At 73.4% G+C, this 26,065-nt stretch carries 23 protein-coding genes; 19 read left to right on the plus strand and 4 right to left on the minus strand.

The window, feature by feature from the left end; genetic code table 11:
• Positions 1–29 precede the first annotated feature (29 nt).
• Positions 30–1,343: a M20/M25/M40 family metallo-hydrolase gene (locus ABD249_RS10745; protein ID WP_344343380.1), complete on the minus strand. Its 1,314-nt coding sequence runs from the start codon at positions 1,341–1,343 to the stop codon at positions 30–32.
• 77 nt (positions 1,344–1,420) lie between these two features.
• On the opposite strand from ABD249_RS10745, the gene ABD249_RS10750 reads away from it, so the two are divergent.
• Together ABD249_RS10750 and ABD249_RS10755 are read left to right on the plus strand one after the other, a co-directional pair.
• Entirely contained in the window at positions 1,421–1,927 is a 507-nt protein-coding gene (locus ABD249_RS10750; RefSeq protein WP_344343382.1) for a hypothetical protein, read from the plus strand.
• Positions 1,924–2,499: a DUF4352 domain-containing protein gene (locus ABD249_RS10755; protein WP_344343384.1), complete on the plus strand. Its 576-nt coding sequence runs from the start codon at positions 1,924–1,926 to the stop codon at positions 2,497–2,499. The genes ABD249_RS10750 and ABD249_RS10755 overlap by 4 nt, the downstream gene beginning before the upstream one ends.
• 370 nt (positions 2,500–2,869) lie before the next feature.
• Here ABD249_RS10755 and ABD249_RS10760 read toward each other — a convergent pair whose 3' ends face one another.
• On the minus strand, positions 2,870–4,219 hold the full coding sequence (locus ABD249_RS10760; RefSeq protein ID WP_344343385.1) for a hypothetical protein: 1,350 nt from the start codon (positions 4,217–4,219) through the stop codon (positions 2,870–2,872).
• 1 nt (position 4,220) lies between these two features.
• Positions 4,221–4,865, minus strand: coding sequence for a hypothetical protein (locus ABD249_RS10765; RefSeq protein ID WP_344343386.1), 645 nt, complete (start codon positions 4,863–4,865; stop codon positions 4,221–4,223).
• Positions 4,866–4,969: 104 nt separating this feature from the next.
• Here ABD249_RS10765 and ABD249_RS10770 point away from each other — a divergent pair, with 104 nt between their 5' ends.
• From ABD249_RS10770 to ABD249_RS10800, 7 genes are all read left to right on the plus strand, one after another.
• Positions 4,970–6,481, plus strand: coding sequence for an aspartate ammonia-lyase (locus ABD249_RS10770; protein ID WP_344343388.1), 1,512 nt, complete (start codon positions 4,970–4,972; stop codon positions 6,479–6,481).
• 64 nt (positions 6,482–6,545) lie between these two features.
• The gene (locus ABD249_RS10775) at positions 6,546–8,081 is read left to right on the plus strand and encodes a PrsW family intramembrane metalloprotease (RefSeq protein ID WP_344343390.1); all 1,536 of its coding nucleotides are present in this window, start codon (positions 6,546–6,548) and stop codon (positions 8,079–8,081) included.
• 121 nt (positions 8,082–8,202) lie between these two features.
• Positions 8,203–8,472 (plus strand): 30S ribosomal protein S15, encoded by a 270-nt coding sequence (rpsO, locus tag ABD249_RS10780; RefSeq protein WP_344343392.1) that lies wholly within the window; start codon positions 8,203–8,205, stop codon positions 8,470–8,472.
• Positions 8,473–8,748: 276 nt separating this feature from the next.
• Positions 8,749–10,986, plus strand: a complete 2,238-nt coding sequence (locus ABD249_RS10785) for a polyribonucleotide nucleotidyltransferase (RefSeq protein ID WP_344343394.1) — start codon at positions 8,749–8,751, stop codon at positions 10,984–10,986.
• Positions 10,987–11,269: 283 nt separating this feature from the next.
• Positions 11,270–12,169: a ribokinase gene (locus tag ABD249_RS10790; protein ID WP_344343396.1), complete on the plus strand. Its 900-nt coding sequence runs from the start codon at positions 11,270–11,272 to the stop codon at positions 12,167–12,169.
• Positions 12,170–12,217: 48 nt separating this feature from the next.
• Positions 12,218–13,549, plus strand: a complete 1,332-nt coding sequence (locus ABD249_RS10795) for a M16 family metallopeptidase (protein ID WP_344343398.1) — start codon at positions 12,218–12,220, stop codon at positions 13,547–13,549.
• Positions 13,550–13,704: 155 nt separating this feature from the next.
• Positions 13,705–14,307, plus strand: a complete 603-nt coding sequence (locus tag ABD249_RS10800; RefSeq protein WP_344343400.1) for a histidine phosphatase family protein — start codon at positions 13,705–13,707, stop codon at positions 14,305–14,307.
• A 10-nt stretch (positions 14,308–14,317) separates the two neighbouring features.
• Here ABD249_RS10800 and ABD249_RS10805 read toward each other — a convergent pair whose 3' ends face one another.
• Positions 14,318–14,791, minus strand: coding sequence for a GNAT family N-acetyltransferase (locus tag ABD249_RS10805; RefSeq protein WP_344343402.1), 474 nt, complete (start codon positions 14,789–14,791; stop codon positions 14,318–14,320).
• A 54-nt stretch (positions 14,792–14,845) separates the two neighbouring features.
• Between ABD249_RS10805 and dapB the strand changes: the two genes are divergently transcribed.
• The 10 genes from dapB to ABD249_RS10855 all read left to right on the plus strand — a co-directional run bounded on the left by dapB (position 14,846) and on the right by ABD249_RS10855 (position 26,047).
• Complete coding sequence (gene dapB / locus ABD249_RS10810; RefSeq protein WP_344343404.1) at positions 14,846–15,541, plus strand: 4-hydroxy-tetrahydrodipicolinate reductase; 696 nt, start codon at positions 14,846–14,848, stop codon at positions 15,539–15,541.
• Entirely contained in the window at positions 15,538–15,975 is a 438-nt protein-coding gene (locus ABD249_RS10815; RefSeq protein ID WP_344343406.1) for a hypothetical protein, read from the plus strand. Before dapB ends, ABD249_RS10815 begins: the two co-directional genes overlap by 4 nt.
• A gap of 41 nt (positions 15,976–16,016) precedes the next feature.
• Positions 16,017–16,814 (plus strand): thymidylate synthase, encoded by a 798-nt coding sequence (locus tag ABD249_RS10820; RefSeq protein WP_344343408.1) that lies wholly within the window; start codon positions 16,017–16,019, stop codon positions 16,812–16,814.
• A gap of 1 nt (position 16,815) precedes the next feature.
• Positions 16,816–17,340 (plus strand): dihydrofolate reductase, encoded by a 525-nt coding sequence (locus ABD249_RS10825; RefSeq protein WP_344343410.1) that lies wholly within the window; start codon positions 16,816–16,818, stop codon positions 17,338–17,340.
• Positions 17,341–17,399: 59 nt separating this feature from the next.
• Positions 17,400–18,371, plus strand: coding sequence for a 4-hydroxy-tetrahydrodipicolinate synthase (gene dapA, locus ABD249_RS10830; protein ID WP_344343411.1), 972 nt, complete (start codon positions 17,400–17,402; stop codon positions 18,369–18,371).
• Positions 18,372–18,386: 15 nt separating this feature from the next.
• Entirely contained in the window at positions 18,387–20,060 is a 1,674-nt protein-coding gene (locus tag ABD249_RS10835) for a ribonuclease J (RefSeq protein ID WP_344343413.1), read from the plus strand.
• A gap of 105 nt (positions 20,061–20,165) precedes the next feature.
• The gene (locus ABD249_RS10840; RefSeq protein WP_344343415.1) at positions 20,166–21,380 is read left to right on the plus strand and encodes an efflux RND transporter periplasmic adaptor subunit; all 1,215 of its coding nucleotides are present in this window, start codon (positions 20,166–20,168) and stop codon (positions 21,378–21,380) included.
• Complete coding sequence (locus ABD249_RS10845; protein ID WP_344343417.1) at positions 21,377–22,081, plus strand: ABC transporter ATP-binding protein; 705 nt, start codon at positions 21,377–21,379, stop codon at positions 22,079–22,081. Before ABD249_RS10840 ends, ABD249_RS10845 begins: the two co-directional genes overlap by 4 nt.
• Positions 22,078–23,286 carry an ABC transporter permease gene (locus ABD249_RS10850; RefSeq protein WP_344343419.1) on the plus strand — a complete coding sequence of 403 codons (1,209 nt, stop codon included), beginning with the start codon at positions 22,078–22,080 and terminating at the stop codon, positions 23,284–23,286. The genes ABD249_RS10845 and ABD249_RS10850 overlap by 4 nt, the downstream gene beginning before the upstream one ends.
• A 73-nt stretch (positions 23,287–23,359) precedes the next feature.
• Complete coding sequence (locus ABD249_RS10855) at positions 23,360–26,047, plus strand: DNA translocase FtsK (RefSeq protein WP_425546320.1); 2,688 nt, start codon at positions 23,360–23,362, stop codon at positions 26,045–26,047.
• The last annotated feature ends 18 nt before the right edge of the window (positions 26,048–26,065 follow it).

Below are 26,065 nucleotides of genomic sequence, written 5' to 3' on the forward strand. Positions count from 1 at the left end.
ACCCCCGCCGGCGCTCGCCGCGGGCGCCGTCAGCAGGACTCGAGCAGCCGCCGGTACCAGCGGACGCCCCGCTCGAGCTCGACGACGGGCAGCCGCTCGTCGCGCGCGTGCAGGCGGGCGCGCAGGTCGCTCGTGAGCAGGAACGGCGTGAACCGGAAGACGCGATCGGTCACGCGGTAGGCGTGGCGGGAGTCGGTGCCGCCGAGCATGTCGTAGGGCGAGAGCACCGCATCCGGGAACTCGGCGGCGGTCGCGGCGGCGATGGCGTCCCAGCCCGCGCCGTCGGTCGGCGAGGTCGGGGAGGCCTCGTGCCCGCGCACGACGTCGATCGCGACGCGGTCGTCGCGGATCGCGCGGCGCAGGACGTCGACGGCGGCGGCGATCGAGGTGCCCTGCGCGAGGCGGACGCTCACGATCGCCTCGGCGCGCTCGGCGATCGCGTTCGCGGCGGTGCCGGCCTGCAGGCCCGTCACGGTCGCGCTCGTCGTGATGGTCGCGCGCGTCTCGTCGTCCGCGGCGAGCACGCGGCGCAGCACGGGGGAGAGCGCGCCCGCCCGGGTGAGCAGGGCGCGGTAGGGCTCGCGCGCGTGCGCGCCGAGGGTCTCGAGCATCCGCACGGTCGTGGGCGTGATGCGCTCGGGGAAGCGCGCTCCCGTCGTCCGGAGCACCGCGCGGGCGAGCACGGCCGTCGCGGGCGTGCGCGGAGGCGTCGAGGAGTGGCCGCCGGCCTCGTCGACCGCGAGGCGCAGCACGAGCATGCCCTTCTCGCTCACGCCCACGAGGGCGGCGGGCACCGCGACGCCCGGCACGGGCGGGTCGACGACCGCTCCGCCCTCGTCGAGCGCGAAGGCCGGACGCACGCCACGCTCGGCGAGCATCGCGATCGCGGTCTGCGCGCCATCCCCGAAGGTCTCCTCGTCATGGCCGAGCACGAGCCAGACGTCGCGGGCGGGCGCGTGCCCGTCGGCCGCGAGGGCGTCGAGCGCCTCGAGCATCGCCACGAGGGACCCCTTGTCGTCGATGGCGCCCCGGCCCCAGACGACGCCGTCGCGGATGGTGCCCGCGAAGGGCTCGTGGGTCCAGCCGTCGCCCGGCGGCACGACGTCCTGATGCGCCATGAGCAGCGCGGGCGCGTGCGCGGAGGCGCCGGGCCAGCGGGCGAGGATCGTGTGCTCGGCGACGAGCTCGACCTCGAGCGCGGCCAACGCGTGCGGGTAGAGCTCGGCGAGCAGCGCGCGCAGCGCGGTGAGGCCCGCCGCGTCGGGCACGCCGTCGTCGGCGGCCGTCGGCACCTGGAGCACGCGGGAGAGGCGGTCGGCGGCGGTGCCGGTCGTCGAGGGCATGCGGCGACGATAGCGCTGCGACCTGTCGTCTCGTCCGCCTCCGGCGCGCATGCGGGTGCGACGGCTACCCTGGCGCCGTGATGACCGCTCGCGTGCGCACCGGCATCGTCACGGTCGGCGCGGCCGCGGCGCTCGCCGTCGCGCTCGTGGCGACCGGGGCGCTGGGCGAGCGGGAGGACGCCAGGGCGCGTCCGCTCGCGATCGGCGAGCAGCTGGAGACCTCGCGTGCCGACATCGTGGTCGAGGGCTTCGAGCGCACGGGCGCGGGCGAGCTCGTCGTCACGCTCACGGTCACGAACGCGCTGCCGGTCGGGCTGCAGATCGACGACCTGCTGTCGATCGTCGACGACGACGGCGAGCTCGCGCGCTTCGGCCAGGTCTCCGCGGGCGACGTGTCGGCGTTCGTCGCGCATCCGGGCGTCGCCGACACCTTCACGATCGTCTACGAGCCCGACCGTCCCGCAGCCGACGACGTGCGCATCGTGCTCGTCGACGCGACGTGGACGCCGCGCGACGAGACGGCCTTCGGGCTGGGCGCCAACATGTACGACGAGCACGCCGTCGCGATCGTGGCCCTGCCGTGAGCGTCGCGACGGGCACCCGGCGCACGCGGGCGCTGCGACGCGCCTGGGTCGCGGTCGTCGTCGTCGCGCTCGCGATCGTCGCCGTCGGGCTCGAGTCGCTCGTGCCCGGGCCGACGCTGCGATGGGCGCCCTTCGCGGGGGTCGGCACGGGGGAGGCCTCGTCGGGGCCGCTGTCGGTCGTGGTGCACGGCGCGACGGTCGCCGACGCGGTCGTCGTCGACGGCGAGCGACGCGAGACCACCGGCGCGTTCGTCGTGCTCGACGTGACGATCGCATCGAGCGAGGAGCTCGACCTCATCGACCGCGACCTCGTCGTCGACGGCCGCGTCTACGAGTCGTCGACGAAGGGTCCCTCGCTGTACCAGGAGAGCCATCCCGCGCCGGGGCTCCCCGTGCGCGGCGACCTGGTGTTCGAGGTCGACGCGGCGCTGCTCGCGGGCGGCACGAGCGTCGAGCTGCACCTCGCGCCGGGGTTCGACGCGGCGGGCGACCTGCAGCCGCAGGTCGTCGTGCGCACCGACGTCGCGGGCGACGCGCAGGACGTCGTCGAGATCGCGGTGCTGTCGCGATGACCCGCGCCCGCATCCTCGCCCTCCTCGCGATCGGCCCGCTCGCCCTCGTGCTGACGGTGCTCGTGGCGCAGTCGTCGCTGACGTCGTGGCTCGAGCGCGAGCCCGTCGTCGTCGTGACGGGCGCCGTCGGCACGCCGCACGCCGTCGGCGGACCCGTCGTCACGGTCGAGGGCGCGCGCATCGCGGCGGCGGGCAGCGGCGGCGCGGGCTACGCCGACGCGCCCGACGGCACGCAGGTCGTGCTCGTCGACGTCGCGATCGACGGCGCGACGGACGTCTCGGCGTGGTGCACGTTCCGGCTGGAGGCGACGGTCGGCGGCGAGCGCGCGCAGTGGCTCTCCGACGGCGGGGCGAGCGAGGTGGTCGGCTGCTACGACGAGACCGGGTCGCTCGCGGGACCGATCGGCTTCGTCGTGCCCGCGGGCGAGGTCGTCGACGCGCGGCTGCTCGTCGGCGGCGAGGCGCTCTGGCTCGGGGTGCCGCTGCCGCTGTGAGCGGGCGCGCCGCCGTCGCGCGCGGCACCGAGCCGCAGCGCGTCGAGCGCGGCGACCGACGCGACGAGGCCGAGCACGGCGACGATCGAGTCGCCGAGCGCGCCGCCGACGTTCGCGACGGCCTCCGCGAGCTCGATGGGCTGCGGACCGAGCGCGTGCGTGAGGGCGACGGTGAGCCAGCCGGCGGCGACGCGCACGACGTACCAGGCCACGACGGCGGCCACGAGCGGCACGAGGCCCGCGCCCCACACCTGGCGCATGGTCGCGACGACGGGCACCCAGCGGTCGTGGAGGTCGTCGGTCGCCTCCTGCAGGACGTCGTCGAGCGGCGACGGCAGGGCCTCGAGCACGCGCGTCCACCATCGTGCGGCCCGCCAGGGTGCTGCGGGCTCCGGGGCGAGCTCGGGTCGCGCTCCCAGCAGGACGATGCCGACGAGCGTGAGCCACACGAGCGGCAGCGAGAGCGTGTGCCAGAGCGATCCGGCCGCCTCCCATCCGGCGAGGAGCCAGCCGCCGACGACGCCGTCGAGGGCCGCGCGCACGCCGTCGATGCCGCTCGCGAGCCGCGTCGTCGCGAACCACTCGCCCGCCATGCCGATGAGCCGGCCGAGCACCGAGACGGCGAGGAAGGTCCAGAGCCCCTCGAGCACGAGGGTCGCGACCGAGACGCCGCGCCGGCTGCCGCGGCGCTCGAAGCGTCGCAGCACGCCGCGCAGCACGAGACACGCGACGAGCAGGCCGATCGTCAGCACGTCGACGGGCACGTCGACGACGGTGCCGACGCCCGCGTCCGCCTCGAACCAGTCGATCGACGACAGGGCCGTGAGCGCGTACTCGCGCAGGTCGTCGGCGAAGAGCCCCCAGGCCGTGAGCAGCAGGAACGCCGGCAGCACCGAGGCGGCGAGCCCCGACAGCGCCGACTGCACGCGAGCCGCGCCTGCCGGCGGCGGCGGCGTCGAGCGCATCGCCCGCACGAGCACGAGGATCTGCAGGATCATCGCGACCATGCGCGTGAGCGCCGTGAGCGCCGTGAGGGCGAGGCCGCCGACGGCGCTCGTCGCCCCGACGCCGCCGGCGAGCGCGACGAGCAGCGTTCCTGCGATGCGCGCGGCGAGCTCGATCGCGAGCACCTCGGGGAGGCCGCGGGCGAGCACGCGGCGCGCGGAGACGAGCAGGTCGGCGCAGAAGCGGCCGAGGTCGTGGAGGACCGCCACCGCCTGCGTCATGTCAGCCGACCAGCTCGTGGACCTGCACGGCCGCGTCGGTCGCGGAGCCGATCGCGAGCGCCTCGGGCACGTCCGTGCGCTCGCCGCTCGAGTCGCGCGCCGTGATGCTGACGCTCAGCGAGCCGTCGAACGCGAGGACCGAGCCGTTGAGCCACTCGGCGTCCTCGCCCATCTCGTCGCTCGTGATGACGACGAGGCCCGCGGCGTCGGCGGACGCGCTGGCGCGAACCGTCGGGCCCTGCGACAGCGCGGCCATCTCCGCGTCGGTGAAGGGGATCGCCGAGAGGGTGACCTGCACGAGCGCGTCGCCGGCGCGGTAGCCGCACGAGCGCTCGACCTCGACCGACGGGTCGTCGAAGCTCTGCCCCGCCGCGTCGCCGAGCGCGCCCGCGGGCAGCGCCGCGAGCAGCACCGCGTCGACCGCCTCGCACCCGGGCAGGTCGTCCTGCGCGATGGGGGAGGGGACGCCGCCTGCGTCGGGGGCGAGGGGTGCCGCGGAGGCGTCCGGGCCCACGGGACCCGTGGTCGACGAGGGGGCGGGCGACGTGCTCGCCTGCGGGTCGTCGGCACCGTCGCCGTCGTCGGCGCAGCCCGCGAGGACGGCAGCGGCCACGAGCGCGAGGGGGACGAGGAGGGGGTGACGCATGGAAGCGAGCATACGAGGCGGGCGCAGGGCCCGAGGGTAGGCTCGTGGCGTCCCGCGGGCGCGATGGCGCGCTCCGCGGCGCCGATCGAGGAACGCTGGAGACGATGACCGACACGCCCGCCTACAAGCTCGACCCCGCACCGAAGGGAGAGCACGTCGTCGACGGTCCCGTCCGCATCGAGCGCGACTCGCTCGGCGAGAAGGCCGTGCCGATCGACGCGTACTGGGGCATCCACACCGAGCGGGCGCTCGAGAACTTCCCCATCACGGGCAGGTCGATCTCGGTCTACTCCGACCTCGTGGACGCGCTCGCGGTCGTGAAGCAGGCGGCGGCGCGCGCCAATCGCGAGATCGGCGTCCTCAGCCACGAGAAGGCCGACCTCATCGACCGCGTGTGCGACCGCATCCGCGCGGGCGAGCTGCACGACCAGTTCAAGGTCGGCGTCATCCAGGGCGGCGCGGGCACGTCGACGAACATGAACACCAACGAGGTGATCGCGAACGCGTGCCTCGTCGAGATGGGCCACGCGAAGGGCGACTACCAGCACCTCCACCCGATTGACGACGTCAACCGCTCGCAGTCGACGAACGACACGTACCCGACGTCGATCAAGGTCGCGATGTCGTTCACGCTCCGGCGCATGCTCGCCGAGCTCCGCCTGCTCATCGACGCGTTCGACGCGAAGGGCGTCGAGTTCCAGGACGTGCTGAAGGTGGGCAGGACGCAGCTGCAGGACGCCGTGCCCATGACGCTCGGCCAGGAGTTCCGCGGCTTCGCCGTGACGCTCGGCGAGGACCACGAGCGCCTCGAGGAGACCATCCGCTTCCTGTCCGAGGTCAACCTCGGCGCGACGGCGATCGGCACGGGCATCACGGCCGACCCCAGCTACGCCGCCGCCGCGTGCGCCCATCTCGCCGATCTCACCGGACTCCCGATCGTCACGGCACCCGACCTCATCGAGGCCACGAGCGACACGGGCGTGTTCATGTCCGTCTCGGCGGCGCTCAAGCGCTGCGCCGTGAAGCTCTCGAAGATCTGCAACGACCTGCGCCTGCTGTCGTCGGGTCCGCAGGCCGGCTTCGGCGAGATCCTGCTGCCGCCGAAGCAGGCGGGCTCGTCGATCATGCCCGGCAAGGTCAACCCCGTCATCCCCGAGGTCGTCAACCAGGTGGCGTTCGCCGTCATCGGCTCCGACGCGACCGTCACGGCGGCGTCGGAGGCCGGGCAGCTGCAGCTGAACGCCTTCGAGCCGGTCATCGCGCACTCGATCCTGCAGAGCCTGCACTGGATGACCCAGGCGTGCCTCACGCTGCGCATCAACTGCATCGACGGCATCGAGCCCAACCGCGAGCGGCTCGACGCCATGGTCGGCTCGTCGGTCGGCGTCGTCACCGCCCTCACGCCGTACATCGGCTACACGGCGTCGGCGTCGCTCGCGCACGAGGCGCTCGTGTCGCACAAGTCGATCGCCGACCTCGTGGTCGAGGCGGGCCTCATGGACCGCGAGCGCGTCGCGAAGCTGCTCGAGCCCGCGCGCCTGTCCGGGCTGCATCCCGCGACGCAGGCGATGCCGATCATCACGCCGGAGATGCTCGCGCAGCACGAGCGCGGCTGACCCTCGGCGCGCTCGCGACCGACGTGCGGCGAACGGGCGGCGTCGTGGCCCTAGCATGGGCCGCATGACGCTCGCCCAGCCGCCGCACATGCCCCAGCAGCCCGGTCCCCATCCGGGCCAGCAGCGGTCCGTGCCCCCGATGCCGCAGCTGTCGAAGCCGTCGTCGTCGGGCCTCGTGCTCGGCATCGTCGGCATCGCGCTGCTCGCTCTCGCGAGCGTGTTCGTCTTCCTCTTCTTCATGCTGCAGTTCGGCCTGTCGCCGATCGTGCCGATCGCGGGCCTGCTCGGCCTGTTCCCGCTCGCGTTCGTCGTGTGGGGTCTGCTGGGCCTCGACCGCTGGGAGCCGGAGCCGCGCATCGCGCTGTGGCTGTCGGTGCTGTGGGGCGGCATCATGGCGGTGCTCCTGACGCTGCTGCTCAACGAGTTCGTGCTGCAGCCGCTCGTCGCGATCCCGATCCTGTCGACGCCGGTGATCGCCGACGCCATCTACGGCGTGCTCGCGCCCGCCTTCCCCGCCCTGCGCGACCTCGTCGACGTGAACGGCGCGTCGACGGGCGAGGCGCTCTTCCAGTTCTACGGTCCCGTCATCCAGGCGCCGTTCACCGAGGAGCTGTGGAAGTCGATCCCGGTGGTCGTGATGTTCCTCTTCGTGCGCAGGCACTTCGACGGCCCGATCGACGGCTTCGTCATCGCCGGCTTCTCGGCGGCGGGCTTCGCCTACACCGAGAACATCCTCTACTTCGGTCGCGAGCTCATGGCGGCGGGCGACGCGTCGTTCGTGTTCTTCCTCCGCGGCATCATGAGCCCGTTCGCGCACGTCATCTTCACGGCGGTCGGCGTCGGCCTCGCGATGGGCTTCGCCGCGCGGCGCTCGTCGCGCCTGTGGATCCTCGTCGCGCTGCCCGTCGGCCTCGGGCTGTCGATGTTCCTGCACGGGCTGTGGAACAGCGCGTCGTTCTGGGTGCCGAACGGCATGCTCGGCTTCTTCATCTACTACGGCGTCGTGCAGGTGCCGATCTGCATCGGCGCGCTGCTGCTCGTCGTGCTGCTGCGCCGCTTCGAGGCGCGCCTGACGCGCCTGCGGCTCGACGAGTACGCGGAGGCCGGATGGTTCTCCCACGACGAGTCGCGACTGCTCGCGTCGTCGGACGGTCGGCTGAGCCTCGCCCAGTGGGCGCGCGCACGCGGGCTCGGTCGGGCCATGCAGGCGTACATCCGCATCACGACGCGCCTCGCGGCCAACCGTCAGCGGGCGATCATCGGCCGCGAGAAGCTGCGGCCGGTCGCCGACGAGGCGCGCCTGCTCGGCGACGTGTCGACCCTGCGCTCGTACATGGCGTCGGTGGGTGCCGGCGCGCCCGTCCAGGTGGGAGCCGGCCAGCGGCTGCCCGAGCCCGCGCAGGGGTCGACGCCGCAGTCGCAGCGCTTCGCGCCCGCACCCGGCGCCCCCACGCAGCCGTGGCAGCAGGGCTGGCAGTACGCGATGGCCTCGAGCCAGGGGCAGGGGCGCCCGCAGCAGGGCGCACCGCAGCAGGCCGCGCCGCAGCAGCCGGCGCCGCAGCAGCGCCCGCAGCAGCAGGGCGACCGCCAGGGCTGGTGACGCGCGGCACGACGCACGCCGCGCTGCTACACTCGACAGGTTGCCGTCGACCGGCCGCGGAACCAGAGAGCTCGCGCATCCTGCGCTGGGCGCCGCGCTGCGACAGGAGAGAGGAGACCGAATGAGCCTTGCCTCTGAGGTCAAGCAGGCGATCATCGCCGAGTACGCCACCCATGAGGGCGACACGGGCAGCCCCGAGGTGCAGGTCGCGCTGATGTCGCGCCGCATCAAGGACCTGACCGAGCACCTCAAGGAGCACAAGCACGACCACCACTCGCGTCGTGGCCTCCTGCTCCTCGTCGGACAGCGCCGTCGTCTCCTGGGCTACCTCCAGGACATCGACATCGCGCGCTACCGTGCGCTGATCGAGCGCCTCGGCCTGCGTCGCTAGCGACCCACGGCAGGACACCGTATCTGCAGCGAGGCCCCGCATCCGGTTCGGATGCGGGGCCTCGCGTCGTCTCCGGGGCCCGCGAGGGGCCGCCTGGTAGGCTGAGGTCCGGCTGCAGGCTTGCAGCCGTCGTGCGCGCCGCGGCCGGAAGGCTGGTCGTTGGTGGCGGATGCCGAGGCATGGGCCTCGACCTCCACCACTGATGACCACTCCGACGGGCGTCGCCGTGCGGCATGTCTGTCGTGCCCGCGCATCGGGCACAGAAGGAGAGAGACCTTGGAAGGTCCTGAGATCACATTCGCCGAAGCCGTCATCGACAACGGCAGGTTCGGCACCCGCACCATCCGCTTCGAGACCGGCCGCCTCGCGCAGCAGGCGCAGGGATCGGCCGCCGCGTACATCGACGGCGAGACCATGCTGCTGAGCGCGACGAGCGTCAGCAAGCACCCGAAGGACAACTTCGACTTCTTCCCGCTCACGATCGACGTCGAGGAGCGGATGTACGCCGCGGGCCGCATCCCCGGCTCGTTCTTCCGTCGCGAGGGTCGTCCGTCGACCGACGCGATCCTCACGTGCCGCCTCATCGACCGTCCGCTGCGGCCGACGTTCGTCGAGGGCCTCCGCAACGAGGTGCAGGTCGTCATCACCGTGCTCGCGATCGAGCCCGACGAGCTCTACGACGTGCTCGCGATCAATGCGGCGTCGCTGTCGACGCAGCTCTCCGGCCTGCCCTTCTCGGGCCCGGTCGGCGGCGTGCGCGTCGCGCTCATCGACGGCCAGTGGGTCGCGTTCCCGAAGCACTCGCAGCTCGAGACCGCCGTGTTCAACATGGTCGTCGCAGGCCGCGTGACCGACGACGGCGACGTCGCGATCATGATGGTCGAGGCCGAGGCGACCGACGAGTCGTGGCACCTCATCCAGGGCGGCCAGCAGGCTCCCACGGAGGAGGTCGTGGCCGCGGGCCTCGACGCCTCGAAGCCGTTCATCAAGCAGCTCGTCGAGGCGCAGCAGGAGGTCGCGAAGACCGCCGCGAAGCCGACGCGCGACTACCCGCTGTTCCCGCCGTACAGCCCCGAGGCACTCGAGGCCGTCTCGGCCGTCGCCGAGGCGGAGGTCTCGGCGGTCTACCAGATCGCCGACAAGATCGAGCGCCAGGACGCCGACGACGCCCTCAAGGAGCGCGTCAAGCAGCAGATCAACGAGCAGATCGAGGCCGGCACCGTCGACGCCTCCATCGCCTCGCAGGTCTCCGCGGCGTACAAGGCCGTCTCGAAGCGGGCCATGCGTGCCCGCGTCCTGAAGGACGGCGTGCGCATCGACGGTCGTGGGCTCGCGGACATCCGCGCGCTCGACGCCGAGGTCGCGGTCGTGCCGCGCGTGCACGGCTCGGCGATCTTCCAGCGCGGCGAGACCCAGATCATGGGCATCACGACGCTGAACATGCTGAAGCTCGAGCAGCAGATCGACTCGCTGAGCCCGGTGACGTCGAAGCGCTACATGCACAACTACAACTTCCCGCCGTACTCGACGGGCGAGACGGGCCGCGTCGGCAGCCCGAAGCGCCGCGAGATCGGTCACGGCGCCCTGGCCGAGCGTGCGCTCGTGCCCGTGCTGCCGAGCCGCGAGGAGTTCCCCTACGCGATCCGTCAGGTGTCCGAGGCGCTCGGCTCCAACGGCTCGACGTCGATGGGCTCGGTGTGCGCCTCGACGCTCTCGCTGCTCAACGCGGGCGTGCCGCTGCGCGCTCCCGTCGCGGGCATCGCGATGGGCCTCATCTCCGACACCGTCGACGGCGAGACGCGCTACGCGGCCCTCACCGACATCCTCGGTGCCGAGGACGCGCTCGGCGACATGGACTTCAAGGTCGCCGGCACGCCGGAGTTCATCACGGCGATCCAGCTCGACACGAAGCTCGACGGCATCCCCGCCTCCGTCCTCGCCTCGGCGCTGACGCAGGCGAAGGAGGCGCGCACGAAGATCCTCGGCGTGCTCGACCAGGCCATCGACTCGCCCGACGAGATGGCGCCCACCGCGCCGCGCGTCATCAGCGTGAACATCCCGGTCGACAAGATCGGCGAGGTGATCGGGCCCAAGGGCAAGGTCATCAACCAGATCCAGGACGACACGGGCGCCCAGATCTCGATCGAGGACAACGGCACCGTCTACATCGGCGCCGTCGACGGACCGAGCGCGGAGGCCGCGCGCGCCGCGATCAACGCGATCGCGAACCCGTCGAACCCCGAGGTCGGCGAGCGCTTCCTCGGCACGGTCGTGAAGATCGCGTCGTTCGGCGCGTTCGTCTCGCTCATGCCGGGCCGCGACGGCCTGCTCCACGTGACCGCGATGCGCCCGCTGAACGACGGCAAGCGCATCGAGGCCGTCGAGGACGTCGTGTCGGTGGGGCAGAAGCTCCAGGTCACGATCACGAAGGTCGACGAGCGCGGCAAGCTCTCGCTCGAGCTCGTCGAGGACGAGTCGGCAGCACCGGCCGAGGCCGCTCCCGCCGCGGAGTAGTCCGGTCGAGACGGAGGGGGTGCGCCACGGCGCACCCCCTTCGTCGTCTCCGCACCGCCGGAGCGCCCGCGGAGCGCTCCGTCGGATCCTGCCGTCGGATCCGCCCCCACCGCCGGATCCTGCCGCCCGCTCCGCCCGCTCGACCCGCTCCGCCGGATCTCCACGCTCGACCCGCTCCGCCAGATCTCCCCGCTCGACCCGCTCCGCCGGATCCTGCCGTCGGATCTCCCCGCTCCCTGAGGTGCGAGCGGAGCGAGCCTCGAAGGGCCTCTAGGGTCGAGGCATGAGCGTCATCGTCGTCGGCAGCATCAACGTGGACGTCACGGTCGTCGCCGACCGCATGGCGGGCGCGGGGGAGACCATCACGGGCTCCGCCCTCGAGACGGGGTTGGGCGGCAAGGGCGCGAACCAGGCCGCCGCGGCCGCGCGCGCGGGCGCGCGCACCGCGATGGTCGGCTGCGTCGGCTCGGATGCGTTCGCCGACGTCGCGCTGGCCGGGCTGCGCGACGCGGGCGTCGACGTCGACGGCGTGCGCGCGGTCGACGGCGGCACGGGCATCGCGCACATCCGCGTGGCTGGCGGCGACAACTCGATCGTCGTCGTGCCGCTCGCGAACGCGTCGCTCTCGGTCGAGCAGGCCGTCGCGGCGATCGACGCGACCGATGCGTCGGTGCTGCTGCTGCAGCTCGAGGTCGCGCAGGAGGTCGTGCTCGCGGCCGCCGAGCGCGCGCATGCACGCGGCCTGCGCGTCGTGCTCGACCCCGCGCCCGCCGCCGCGCTGCCCGAGTCGATCTGGCGGTGGGTGTCGCTCGTGAAGCCCAACGAGCACGAGGCGGCGCTCCTCACGGGCGTCGAGGTCACGGATGCCGCGTCGGCCGAGCTCGCTGCCGCGTGGTTCCTCGAGCGCGGCGTCGAGGCGGCGATCGTCACGCTCGGCAAGGCGGGCGCCGTGCTCGTCGACGCCGCGGGCGCGCGCTCGCTGCCCGGCCACGTCGTCGACGCGATCGACTCGACGGCGGCGGGCGACACGTTCTCCGGCTACCTCGCGGCAGCACTCGGCGACGACGCCTCGCTCGACGACGCCGCGCGGCGCGCGATGGCCGCGGCCGCGATCTCGGTGACGCGCATCGGCGCGACCGCGTCGATCCCCACGCGCGACGAGGTCGACGCCTTCCTCGCCTGACGCGCCGTGCGGTCGGGCCGGGCACGTCGCGCGGCTAGGCTGGCAGGCATGTCTGCGCCCGTGCCGTTGCCGCTCGAGTCCCCGGACACCACCATCGCCGCCTCCGGCGGCGCGCTCGTGCGCCGCACGGTGCTGCCGACGGGCCTGCGGGTGCTGAGCGAGCACGTGCCGGGCGCCTCGTCGGTCACCGTGGGCTTCTGGGTGCCGGTCGGGTCGCGCGACGAGCAGCCCGTGACGTTCGGCTCGACGCACTTCCTCGAGCACCTGCTCTTCAAGGGCACGCAACGTCGCACGGCCTTCGACATCGCGGTCGCGTTCGACGCGGTCGGGGGCGAGCACAACGCGCTCACCGCGAAGGAGCACACCTGCTACTACGCGAAGGTGCGCGACCGCGACCTGCCCATGGCGGTCGACGTCATCGCCGACATGGTCACGTCGTCGCTCCTCGACGCCGACGAGTTCGAGAGCGAGCGAGGCGTGATCCTCGAGGAGCTCGCGATGGCGGACGACGACCCGGGCGACGTCGCGGGCGAGCTGCTCGCGCGGCTCGTGTACGGCGACCACCCGCTCGGCCGGCCCATCGGCGGCACGAAGGAGACGATCCGCGCCGTCTCGCGCGACGACGTCGCCGCGCACTACCGGGCGCACTACCGCGCACGCGACCTCGTCGTGACGGTCGCGGGCGCGGTCGACCACGACGAGCTCGTCGCGCTCGTGCAGCGCGCCCTCGCCGACTGCGGCTGGGACGATGCGCCGTCGGCGCCGAGGCCGCGACGCCTGACGGAGGCCGCGACGATCGCCGGCGGCGCCGTCGAGGCGCTCGACCGCCCGCTCGAGCAGGTCAACCTCATGATCGGCATGCCGGGACTGCTCGCCTCCGATCGGCGCCGCACGCACATGTCGGTCATGAACACGATCCTCGGCGCGGGCATGTCGTCGCGGCTCTTCCAGGAGGTGCGCGAGCGCCGCGGCCTCGCGTACTCGGTGTACTCGTACTCGTCGCTGTACTCGGACGCCGGCTCGTTCGGCATGTACGCGGGCTGCACGCCGGCGAAGTCGGCCGAGGTCGCGCGCATCATGCTCGGCGAGCTCGACCGCCTCGCCGCCGACGGCGTCACCGACGAGGAGGTCGTGCGCGCCAAGGGGCAGATCGCCGGCGCGAGCGCCCTCGCGCTCGAGGACTCCGACTCCCGCATGTCGCGGCTCGGGCGCTCCGAGCTCACGATGGGCGAGTTCTCCGACCTCGACACGGTGCTCGCGGCCGTCGATCGCGTCACGGCCGAGGACGTGCAGGCGATCGCGGCCGAGCTCGCGGGCGGCCGCCGGTCGATCGCGGCCGTCGGGCCCGTGCGCACCGCGGCGTTCTCCGGCCTGGTCTGAGCCGAGCCTCCGGCCGCTCGGCGTCGACGCCGGGGTCGTGCCCCATGCTCCCTCGCGGATGCATGCACAACCCTCGGACGACCCCGAGGTGCGCTCGGTAGGGTGGCCCCGGCCACTCGCGCGACGACGCGCGCGCCATGAGGGAAGGGGCCGCCGTGCCGCACCATCTGTACCTCGTCCGACACGGCGAGCAGCAGGATGCCGAGCACGGCGTCGACGACGGCCCGCTGTCGGCGCGCGGCGTGCGCCAGGCGCACCTCATCGCGCAGCGACTGAGCGGCGTGGCCTTCACCGAGGCGTACCACTCGCCGCTCGCGCGCGGCGAGGACACGGCGCGCGTCATGCGCGAGCGGCTGCCCGCGACGCCGTTCGCGCCGCATGCGCTGCTCATGGACTGCATCCCCTCGGGCCTCGAGGCCGAGCCGCCGCATGCGTACCGCTCGTTCTTCACCGGGGTCTCCGACGCCGAGGTCGAGGCGGGCAGGGCGCAGATGGCCGACGCCGTCGACCAGTGGCTCACGCCCCGAGGCGAGCGCAGCGACGTGCTGCTCGTGACGCACAACTTCGTCATCGGATGGTTCGTGCGCCACGTGCTCGAGGCTCCGGACTGGAAGTGGATGAGCCTCAACCAGGCGAATGCGGGCCTCACGGTCATCCACATGCGGCCCGGCAGGCCCGCGCAGCTCATCTGCCACAACGACCTCGGGCACCTGCCCGTCGAGCTGCGCACGGGCATGCCGACGCAGCTGCCCGTCTAGGGCGGCGGCGTCAGCGCTCGACGCGCTTGCGGTACCAGGCGTTCGCGTTGGGGTTGTCGTTGAATGGCTCGACCGACGCGAAGCCCGCGGCGGCGTAGAGGCCGCCGGCCGCCGCGAGCGAGCTGTTCGTGTCGAGCACGACGTCGGTCGCGCCGAGCGCGATCGCCCGCTCCTCGAGCGCGGCGAGCAGCGCCCTGCCCACGCCGTGCCCGCGCGCGGCGAGGGTCGCGAAGAGGTGCTTGACCTCGAACCACGTCCCCTCGTCGGACGGGATGCGGCGCACGCCGCCGACGCCGACGGCCGCCCCGTCGAGCCTCGCGACGAGCAGCGCGCCGTTCGGGGCGGTGAGCTGCTCCGCGGGGGCCGTCCTCGGCAGGTACGGCCTGCTGGGATCGCTCCAGGTGGCGACGCGGTCGGCGACGTAGGCGTCGAGCAGCGCACGGGCGTCGGGATCGTCGGGGGATGCGTCGTGGAGCGTCAGCACGCAGCCACGCTAGCGGCGTCCGGCCGGGCCACCGCGCGCCGATAGGCTCGGCACATGCAGCGAGTGGGCGTGCTGGGCGCGAGCGGACGGCTCGGCGCCGCCGCCGTCGCCGCGATCGCCGAGGCCGACGACCTCGAGGCCGTGCCCCTCGATGCGCGCGGCGACCTCGACCTCTCGGGCGTCGACGTCGTCCTCGACGCGACGATCCTCGCCGCGTCCGAGCGCATCGTCGACGCGGCCGTCGCCCAGGGCGTCGCGATCGTCGTCGGCACGAGCGGATGGAGCGCGGCGCGCGTCGCCGCGCTGCGCGACCGCGGCGCGACGGGCGTGCGCATCGTGCCGAACTTCTCGATCGGCTCCGTCGTCGGCACGCACCTCGCGACCATCGCGGCACGCCATCTCGGTGCGGTCGAGATCGTCGAGACGCACCACGCGGGCAAGGTCGACGCGCCGAGCGGCACCGCCGTGCGCACCGCCGAGGCCATCGCGGCCGTGCGCGCCGTCGACGCCCCGACGCCCGATGCGCCCGGGCGCGGCACGCTCGTGGCCGGCATCCCCGTGCACGCGCTGCGGCTGCCCGGCGCGAGCGCGCGCCAGGAGGTCGTCCTCGGCGGCACGGGCGAGACCCTGACCATCCGGCACGACGCGCTCGGCCACGACGCGTACGCCGCCGGCATCCTCCTCGCGCTGCGCGCCGATCGCCCGACCGGCGTCGTCGTCGGCCTCGACGACCTCCTGGGCCTCGCATGAGCCGCGCGTTCGCCTGGGTCATGGGCATCGTGCTCGCGCTGTACATCGGGCTCGCGGGCTCGTGGGCGGTGCAGCTCGTCGCGAGCGGCGAGCCCCTCGGCATCGGCCTCGGCATCGCCCTCGTCGTGCTCGCGGCGATCGGTGCGTGGGCGCTCGTGACCGAGCTCGTCTTCGGCGTGCGGCTCGACCGGGCCGTGCGCGCGCTGGGTGCGGCGGGCGGCATGCCGACGCCGCTGCCCAAGGCGCCGAGCGGGCGCGCCGACAAGGACGCCGCCGACGACGCCTTCCCCGTCGCGAAGGCCGACGTCGAGGCGCATCCCGAGTCGTGGGAGTCGTGGCTGCGCCTGTCGATGGCGTACGACGCCGCGCGCGACCGCCGACGCGCCCGCCGCGCCGCGCGCGAGGCGCTGCGTCTGCGCCGCGCCACCGCCTAGCCGCCACCCGCCGCCGAGCCGATGCCACACTGGGAGCCATCATGAGCCAGCCGTACGAGACCCTGCTCGCCGACGTCCTCGCGAACGGCGTCGCGAAGGGCGATCGCACCGGCACGGGCACGCGCAGCGTGTTCGGCCGGCAGCTCCGCTACGACCTCTCCGAGGGCTTCCCGCTCGTGACGACGAAGCGGGTCCACTTCCGCTCGATCGCGCTCGAGCTGCTGTGGTTCCTGCGCGGCGACTCGAACGTGCGATGGCTGCAGGAGCGCGGCGTCACGATCTGGGACGAGTGGGCCGACGCCGACGGCGACCTCGGCCCCGTGTACGGCGTGCAGTGGCGCTCGTGGCCGACGCCGTCGGGCGAGTCGATCGACCAGCTCTCGCAGCTCGTCGAGCAGATCCGCTCGAATCCCGACTCGCGCAGGCTCATCGTGTCGGCGTGGAACCCGGCCGACATCCCCGACATGGCGCTCGCGCCGTGCCACGCGTTCTTCCAGGTCTTCGTCGCCGACGGGCGCCTGTCGCTGCAGATCTACCAGCGCTCGGCCGACATGTTCCTCGGCGTGCCCTTCAACATCGCGTCGTACGCGCTGCTGACGCACATGCTCGCGCAGCAGACGGGCCTCGAGGTCGGCGACCTCGTGTGGACGGGCGGCGACTGCCACATCTACGACAACCACGTCGAGCAGGTCGAGCGGCAGCTGTCGCGCGAGCCCTTCGCCCTGCCGACCCTCCGCCTGCTGCGGCGTCCCGACGACATCCTCGACTACGAGCTCGACGACATCGAGGTCGTCGGCTACGAGCACCACCCGGGCATCAAGGCCCCCGTCGCGGTCTGACGTGACGCAGCGCATCGGGCTCATCTGGGCCGAGGCCCGCGACCACGTCATCGGGGCGGCGGGCGGCATGCCCTGGCGCCTGCCGGAGGACATGCGGCGATTCCGCCGCATCACGCTCGGCTCGCCCGTCGTCATGGGACGGCGCACGTGGGAGTCGTTCGGCACGCCGCCGCGCGCGCTGCCCGGCCGCACCAACGTCGTCGTCACGCGCGACGCCGCCTACGTCGCGGAGGGCGCGACGGTCGTCGCGTCGCTCGAGACCGCGATCGACGTCGCGCGCATCGTCGCGGAGGAGGACGCCGCCGAGACGATCTGGATCATCGGCGGCGGCGAGGTGTACCGGCAGGCGCTCGCGTCGGCCGACGCGATCGAGCGCACCGAGATCGACGCGGACCTCGACGGCGACACCACCGCGCCGGAGCTCGGACCGGAGTGGGCGACGTCGCTGCTCGATCCGGAGGACGGCTGGCACGAGTCGGCAGACGGGCTCCGCTACCGCTTCCGCACGCTCGTGCGCGTCGCCTGAGGCAGGGACCTCGACGTGCGCGCGTCCGGTCGGCACGCGTGCCGCGATATCCTCCCCTCGTGACCCAGAACCCCTTCGGCCAGGTCCTGGTCGCCCTCGTGACGCCCTTCCAGGCCGATGGCGAGGTCGACTGGGCGGACGTCGAGCGACTCATCGACGACGTCGTGACGCAGGGAGCCGACGGCATCGTCGTCTCCGGCACGACCGGCGAGACCTCGACGCTCACCGACCCCGAGAAGATCCGGCTCGTCGAGGTCGCGAAGGACGTCGCGGGCGACCGCGCCAAGGTCATCCAGGGCGGCGGCTCGAACGAGACGGCCCACGCGATCGACCTCTACCGCCAGGCGGAGCGCGCAGGCGCCGACGGCGTCATGATCGTCACGCCGTACTACAACAAGCCGACGCAGGCCGGCCTGCTCACGCACTTCCGCATGATCGCCGACGCGACCGACCTGCCGGTGATCCTCTACGACATCCCCGGTCGCTCGGGCGTCGAGATCCGCTACGAGACGATCCTGCGCGCCGCGAAGCACCCGAACATCCTCGCCGTGAAGGACGCCAAGGGCGACCTGGCCGAGGTGAGCCGCGTGCTGAACCAGACCGACCTGCTCTACTTCTCCGGCGACGACGCCATGGTGCTGCCGCACCTGTCGGTCGGCGCCGTCGGGCTCATCGGCGTGACGGCGAACATCGCCCCCGGCCCGTACCGCACGATCGTCGACGCCGTGAACGCCGGCGACCTGCGCACGGCGCAGGCGCAGCACCAGGCGCTCGAGCCGCTCGTGCGGGCGACGATGACGCACGTGCCGGGCACGGTCGCGACCAAGTACATCCTGCACGCGCTCGGCCGCATCTCCAGCCCGCGCGTGCGTCTGCCGCTCGTCGGTCCCGAGGACTCCGAGGCGGCGCTCATCGAGGACGAGATCGCGCTCGTGCGCGACATCGACGGCCTCGACCTCACCCGCTTCCGGCCCGATCGGAACGCGGCGGCGGGCGGAGCGCTGCCGAAGGTCCACGGCACGACGCGCTGATCTCCAGGAGGCCCGATGACGTCCATCGCGCAGCCGGCTCCGCTCGAGCCGGGCACCCTTCGCATCATCCCGCTCGGCGGCCTCGGCGAGGTCGGCCGCAACATGACGGTCTTCGAGCTCGACGGTCGGCTGCTCGTCGTCGACTGCGGCGTGCTCTTCCCCGAGGAGCACCAGCCGGGCGTCGACCTGATCCTGCCCGACTTCGGACCGATCCGGGATCGCCTCGACGACATCGAGGCCGTCGTGCTCACGCACGGGCACGAGGACCACATCGGCGCCGTGCCGTACCTGCTGCGCCTCCGCAAGGACATCCCGCTCATCGGCTCGCAGCTGACGCTCGCGCTCGTGGAGGCGAAGCTCAAGGAGCACCGGATCGCCCCCTTCACGCACACCGTGCGCGAGGGCGGCACCGAGCAGCTCGGACCGTTCGGCCTCGAGTTCGTCGCCGTGAACCACTCGATCCCCGACGCGCTGGCCGTCGCGATCCGCACGAGCGCGGGCCTCGTGCTCGCGACCGGCGACTTCAAGATGGACCAGCTGCCGCTCGACGGCCGCATCACCGACCTGCGCGCGTTCGCACGCCTCGGCGAGGAGGGCGTCGACGCGTTCCTCGTCGACTCGACGAACGCCGACGTGCCCGGGTTCACCGCGCCCGAGCGCGGCATCGGCCCCGTGCTCGAGCAGGTCATCGCGACGACCGAGGGCAAGGTCGTCGTCGCCTCGTTCTCGAGCCACGTGCACCGCGTGCAGCAGGTGCTCGACGCCGCGCACGCCCACGGCCGCCGCGTCGCCTTCATGGGGCGCTCGATGGTGCGCAACATGGGGATCGCAGCGGACCTCGGCTACCTCACGGTGCCCGAGGGCGTCCTCATCGACGCGAAGAAGGCGCACGACCTGCCCGAGTCGCGCATCGTGTTCATGTCGACGGGGTCGCAGGGCGAGCCGATGGCGGTGCTGTCGCGCATCGCGAACGGCGAGCACCAGATCGTCGTCGGCGAGCGCGACACCGTCATCCTCGCCTCGAGCCTCATCCCGGGCAACGAGAACGCCGTCTACCGCGTCATCAACGGCCTCATGAAGCTCGGCGCCAACGTCGTGCACAAGGGCAACGCGAAGGTGCACGTCTCGGGCCACGCCTCGGCGGGCGAGCTGCTCTACTGCTACAACATCCTCGGCCCGCGCAACGTCATCCCCGTGCACGGCGAGTTCCGCCACCTGCACGCCGCGGCGTCGCTCGCGCGCCAGACCGGCATCGCGCACGACCGCGCGTTCGTCGGCGAGAACGGCACGGTCTGGGATCTGCGCGACGGCGAGATCCAGGTCGCCGGCCAGCTCGAGATCGGCTTCGTCTACGTCGACGGCTCGTCGGTCGGACGCCTCGACGACGCCGACCTCAAGGACCGACGCATCCTCGCCGAGGAGGGCTTCATCTCGATCTTCATCGCGATCGAGGCGCAGACCGGGAAGTGCGTCGTCGGCCCCGAGATCCACGCGCGCGGCTTCGCCGAGGACGACTCGATCTTCGACGAGATCCGGCCGAGGATCGTGCAGGCCCTCGCCGACGCGGCCGAGCAGGGCGTGCGCGACCCGCACCAGTACTCGCAGGCCGTGCGTCGCACCGTCGGTCGCTGGGTCGGCACGCGCATCCGGCGTCGGCCGATGATCGTGCCCGTCGTCATCGAGGCGTGATCGACGCGTGACACGGTCTCGTCCGCAGGGATGAGGCGCTCCTCCAGGCGACGGCCGTAGCCTCGCACCCGAGTCCTCACCACGAGCGGCTCGGATGGGGCAGGGATGCGCGCGGACGACGGTCGGATCGACGCGGAGGACGGCGCGCTCGCGCCCGGCGCCGATGGCACGCGCACGGCGCCCGAGACGGCTCCCGGGCATGCGCGGCACGTCGCGAGCGCGAGGGACGAGCGGCGTGCCGCGGGGGCGCGCAGCCGGCTCGAGGCCGCCGAGCGCTCGGCGGCCCGGCGGGCGCAGCGGCAGGCGCGCGGGCCCGGCCCATGGCGGACGATCGTCTGGCCGGCGCTGCGGCTGCTCGTCGTCGCCGTCATCGCCGTCGCCCTCGTGAAGCTCGCGTTCTTCCCCGACGCCGCGGCGTCGGAGGCTGGCGGCGCCCTGCCGCCCACCGCGGCGATGGAGGAGCCGCTCGTGCCCGCGACGGTCGGCACCGTGCGCAACGACCTCGCGCTCACCGGCCAGGTCATGCCGGATGCGACGGTCGCGATCCGCTCGACGCAGACCGGCACGGTCTCGCGCATCCTCGTCGCCGACGGGCAGGGCGTCGCCGCCGGCGCCGAGCTCTACGTCGTGCGCGTCGAGACCCCCGCGACGCAGCCGGGCGAGGACGGCACGCTCCCGCCGCCGACCGTGCGCTCCTTCACGATCGCCTCGCCCGCCGCCGGCGTCCTCACGGGCTTCGCGCTGCTGCCGAACCAGCAGGTGGAGGTCGGCACCGAGACCGGGGCGGTGCAGCCGGCGACGTTCCACGTCGACGCACCCCTGACGGCGCAGGAGCAGTACCGTCTCACGACGCAGCCCACCGAGGCGCAGGTGCAGATCCCCGGCGGCCCCGCGCCCTTCGCCTGCACGGGCCTCGTCGTGCTGCAGCCGACCCCTGCCGCGGGCGCGACGCCCGGCGAGGACACGGGGGTCTCGACGGCGACCGCCCGCTGCCAGGTGCCCGGCGACGTGCGGGTCTTCGCGGGGCTCGCCGCCGACGTCACGATCGCCGGCGGCGTCGCCGAGGGGGTGCTGACGCTGCCGACGACCGCGGTGCTCGGCAGCGCCGACGCCGGCACCGTCGTGCGCATCGCCGCCGACGGCTCGCAGGAGGAGGTGCAGGTGCAGCTCGGGCTCACCGACGGCCAGCAGATCGAGATCCGAGGCGGCCTCGCCGAGGGCGAGGAGGTCCTGCAGTTCGTGCCCGGCGGCGAGCCCGTCGACCCGTGCGCCGACCCCGCGACGGCCGATCCGATGCTGTGCGGCGAGGTCATGCCGTGACGCTGCTGTCGCTCGAGGGCGTCACGCGCCACGTCGCGCTGCCCGACCGACCGCCGCTCGAGATCCTGCGCGGCATCGACCTCGTCGTCGAGGCGGGCGACCGCGTGTCGATCGTGGGCCGCTCGGGATCGGGCAAGTCGACGCTCCTCAACATCCTCGGCCTGCTCGACCAGCCCACGACCGGCAGGATGCGCTTCGACGACGAGCCCGTGCTGCTGCTGTCCGCTCGTCGGCGCGATCGGCTGCGGGCGCTCGCGGTCGGGTTCGTGTTCCAGCAGTTCCACCTCATCGAGGGCCTCACGGCGCTCGAGAACGTGCAGATGCCGCTGCTGTACGGCTCGGGCGCGCACTTCTGGCGACGCGACCGGCTCGCGCGCGACATGCTCGACCGCGTCGCGCTCGGCCACCGCGCCGACGCGCCCGTCACGACGCTCTCCGGCGGCGAGCAGCAGCGCGTCGCCATCGCGCGCGCCCTCGTGCGCGCGCCGAGGCTCATCCTCGCCGACGAGCCCACGGGCGCGCTCGACCTCGAGACGGGCGCGACGATCATGGACCTGCTCGAGTCCGTCGCGCGCGACTCGCACGCGGCGCTCGTCACCATCACGCACGACGTCGCGGTCGCGGCGCGCGCCGAGCGGATGCACCGGCTCGAGGCCGGCGTGCTGTCGCCCGCGCAGCAGGTCGCGGAGGTCGCGGCGTGAGGGTCGTCGCGGCGACGCTCGTCGAGGCGCTCGCGCAGCTGCGCATCCACCGCGTCCGCGTGCTGCTCAGCCTCGTGGGCGTGGCCGTGGCGGTGGCGGCGCTCACGGCGTCGGTCGCCATGGGCGACGTCGTGCGACAGGTCTCGGTCGAGTCCATGGAGCAGTCGTCCGGCCGGCCTGCGACCTTCGGCTTCACCGTGTACTCGACGACGGGGGAGTCGCCCTCGACCGACGAGCTCGTCGTCGAGGCCGAGGCGATCGCCGAGCGCTACGACATCCGGTACATGAGCCCCGTCATGTGGCTCGGCGGCGCCGTGGACCTCGCGGGCGCGCGCACGGACGCGCAGGTGATGGGCGTCGGCGCCGACTACCAGGCGATGCATCGGCTCGCGCTCGCCGAGGGGCGCTGGCTCGTCGACTCCGACGCGGAGCGGCTCGCGCCCGTCGTCGTCGTCAACCGCACGGTCATGGATCTCCTCGGCGTCGCGAGCGTCGACCAGCATCCGACGATCACGCTGCCGGACGGCAGCACCGCCGTCGTCGTCGGCGTCGTCGAGGGTGCGATGTACGAGGGATACCCGTACGTCTTCGGCCTGCCGGCCACCGCGCTCACGATCGTCGGCGACGAGGCGGGGGCCTTCGCGTCCCCGACGATCGAGATGTGGGTGCCCGAGGAGTCGGCCGCCGCGGTCGAGGCGATGGTCGCCCGCGACCTGCGGGGCGCGTTCGTCGGCACGCAGGTCGACGCGTACCGGCAGGACTACGCCGCGTACTTCGACCCGGCGAACGACCCGACGGCCCTCATGCAGCAGGTCCTGCTGGGCATCTCGGGCGTCGTGCTGCTGCTCGGGGCGCTGAGCCTCGTGAACATCGCCGTCATCACCGTGCGGCATCGCGTGCGCGAGCTCGGCATCCGACGCGCGTTCGGCGCGAGCCTGTCGCGCGTGTTCGTCGGCGTCATGCTCGAGTCGGTCGTCGGCACCGTCGTCGCGGGCGTCGTGGGCATCATGCTCGTCGTCCTGGCGTACCGGCTGCTGCTCGTCGACCGGGTCGTCCCGATCGGCGTGACGGCCGACCTGCCGCCGTTCCCCGTCGCGGCGGCCGTCGTCGGCCTGTGCGTCGCGACCGCCGTCGGGGCGATCGCCGGCATCATCCCCGCGCTCGTCGCCGTGCGGTCGAAGGTCATCGACGCCATCCGCTTCTGAGGCGCTCGGCGTGTCGCGCCGCGGCGCGGTGCGCCTCACGGCCGCGCGCGGCGGTCCCGACTACCGTGACGCCATGGCCACCACGAAGCCGGCGCGCAAGCCTGCCGCGAGGCGCGCACCCTCGAAGCCCACCGCGACGCGCGCGCAGACGAAGGTCCTGCCCGTCGAGCAGGACCGGCCGGGTGCCGTCGTGCGCGCCTGGATGGCGCTCGCCCACCTCACGGGCGGCGCCGCTCGCGTGTTCGGCCGGGAGTCGCTCGCGAAGGAGGAGCGCCGCGACGGCGTGCCCTTCCTGCTGACGCTCCTCGCGATCGCGGGTGCCGTCGTCGAGTGGATCCTCCCCGCGAGCCCCGTGAGCCGTGTGCTGAGCGACGTGACGTTCGGCGGGCTCGTCGGCCAGGTCGCCATCGCGCTGCCCGTCGTGCTCGCCCTCCTCGCGCTGTGGATGTTCCGTCATCCCGCGTCGGTGGCCGACAACGGTCGCATCGGGGTCGGGCTCGTCATGCTGCTCGTGTCGGTCGCGGCGCTGTGCCACGTCATGCTCGGGCGTCCCGCGGCGTCCGAGGGCCTGCCCGCCGTCGCGACCGCCGGCGGCATCCTCGGCTGGGTGCTCGGCGCCCCGCTGTCGGCGCTCATCACGCCCGTCGGCGCCGGCATCGTCGCCGGGCTCCTCGTCGTCGTCGCGATCCTCGTGCTCACCGCCACGCCGCCGACCCGCATCGGCGCGCGCGTCGCCGACCTCTACCGCTACCTCTTCGGGCTCGACCCGGAGACGGAGGAGGAGCGCGAGCGTCGTCGTGCCGATCGCGCCGCGGCGCGTGCGGAGCGCGACGCGGAGCAGGAGGCCGAGGGCGACGAGAGCCTGCCCTTCTGGCGCCGCAACGCGACGGGCCGCGAGGTCGACCCGGCCTACGACACCCCCGTGCTCGTCGAGCACGAGCCGATCGACGAGCCCGTCCCCGCGCTCGCCGAGCCCGAGCCGCTCGCCGCCTCCGACGACGCGACGAGCGTCCTCGAGCAGTGGGCCGAGCAGGATGCCTACGAGACCGAGGTCCTCGGCCACCTCGAGCACGCGGAGGAGGCCGTGCGCCGCGTCACGGGCGAGGCGCCCGCGCTCGCCGAGGAGGAGCCGGCGACCGAGGGCCTCCAGCCGCTCGCCGGCCCGCCGACCGACCGCCCGTACCGGCTGCCGAGCATCCACTCGCTCACGCAGGGACCTCCCGGCAAGGCGCGCTCGCAGGCGAACGACGACATGGTCGCCGCCATCACGAGCGTGCTCGACAACTTCAAGGTCGACGCCCGCGTCACGGGCTTCTCCCGCGGCCCGACCGTCACGCGCTACGAGATCGAGGTCGGCCAGGGCGTCAAGGTCGAGCGCGTCACGGCGCTGTCGAACAACCTCGCCTACGCCGTCGCCTCGAACGAGGTCCGCATCCTCGCGCCCATCCCCGGCAAGAGCGCGATCGGCGTCGAGATCCCGAACCCCGATCGCGAGACGGTCAAGCTCGGCGACGTCCTGCGCTCGAAGCGCGCGACGACGTCGACGCACCCCATGACGATCGGCATCGGCAAGGACGTCGAGGGCGGCTTCGTCGTCGCGAACCTCGCGAAGATGCCCCACCTGCTCGTCGCCGGCTCGACGGGCTCGGGCAAGTCGTCCTTCGTCAACGCGATGATCACGAGCATCCTCATGCGCGCGAAGCCCTCCGAGGTCCGCATGGTGCTCGTCGACCCCAAGCGCGTCGAGCTCACGGCCTACCAGGGCGTGCCGCACCTCATCACGCCCATCATCACGAACCCGAAGAAGGCGGCCGAGGCGCTGCAGTGGGTCGTGAAGGAGATGGACATGCGGTACGACGACCTCGCGTCGTTCGGCTTCCGCCACATCGACGACTTCAACACCGCCGTGCGCGAGGGCACGCTCGCGCTGCCCCCCGGCAGCGAGCGCACGCTCAAGCCGTACCCGTACCTGCTCGTGGTCGTCGACGAGCTCGCCGACCTCATGATGGTCGCGCCGCGCGACGTCGAGGACTCCATCGTGCGCATCACGCAGCTCGCGCGCGCTGCGGGCATCCACCTCGTCCTGGCGACGCAGCGACCCTCGGTCGACGTCGTGACGGGCCTCATCAAGGCCAACGTGCCGTCGCGGTTCGCGTTCGCGGTGTCGTCGGTGACCGACTCGCGCGTCATCCTCGACCAGCCGGGCGCCGACAAGCTCATCGGCCAGGGCGACGGCCTCTTCCTGCCCATGGGGTCGTCGAAGGCGATGCGCGTCCAGGGCGCGTGGGTCGACGAGGCCGAGATCGCCCGCGTCGTGCAGCACGTCACGGGCCAGGCGCAGCCCGACTACCGCGCCGACGTCGAGGAGGTCGCCGCGCGCAAGGAGATCGACGCCGACATCGGCGACGACCTCGAGGACCTGTGCGCCGCGGCGGAGCTCGTCATCACGACGCAGTTCGGCTCGACGTCGATGCTGCAGCGCAAGCTGCGCGTCGGGTTCGCGAAGGCGGGCAGGCTCATGGACCTCATGGAGAGCCGCGAGATCGTCGGCCCGTCGGAGGGGTCGAAGGCGCGCGACGTCCTCGTGCCGCCGGACGGGCTCGCGGCCGTGCTCGCGACGCTGCGCGGGACGGCGCCGGCCGCCGCGCCTCAGCCGCAGCGCGACCTCGTCGCCGAGGCGACCGAGCGCGAGCAGCGCGGCCTCGAGGTCGTCGACGCCGACGAGTCCGAGGACGCCTGGGGCCTGACGGGCCGCGACTGACCCGCACGGCCGCCCGGT

The organism is Agrococcus versicolor (assembly GCF_039531815.1).
In the GTDB taxonomy this organism is placed as follows: Bacteria; Actinomycetota; Actinomycetes; order Actinomycetales; family Microbacteriaceae; genus Agrococcus; species Agrococcus versicolor.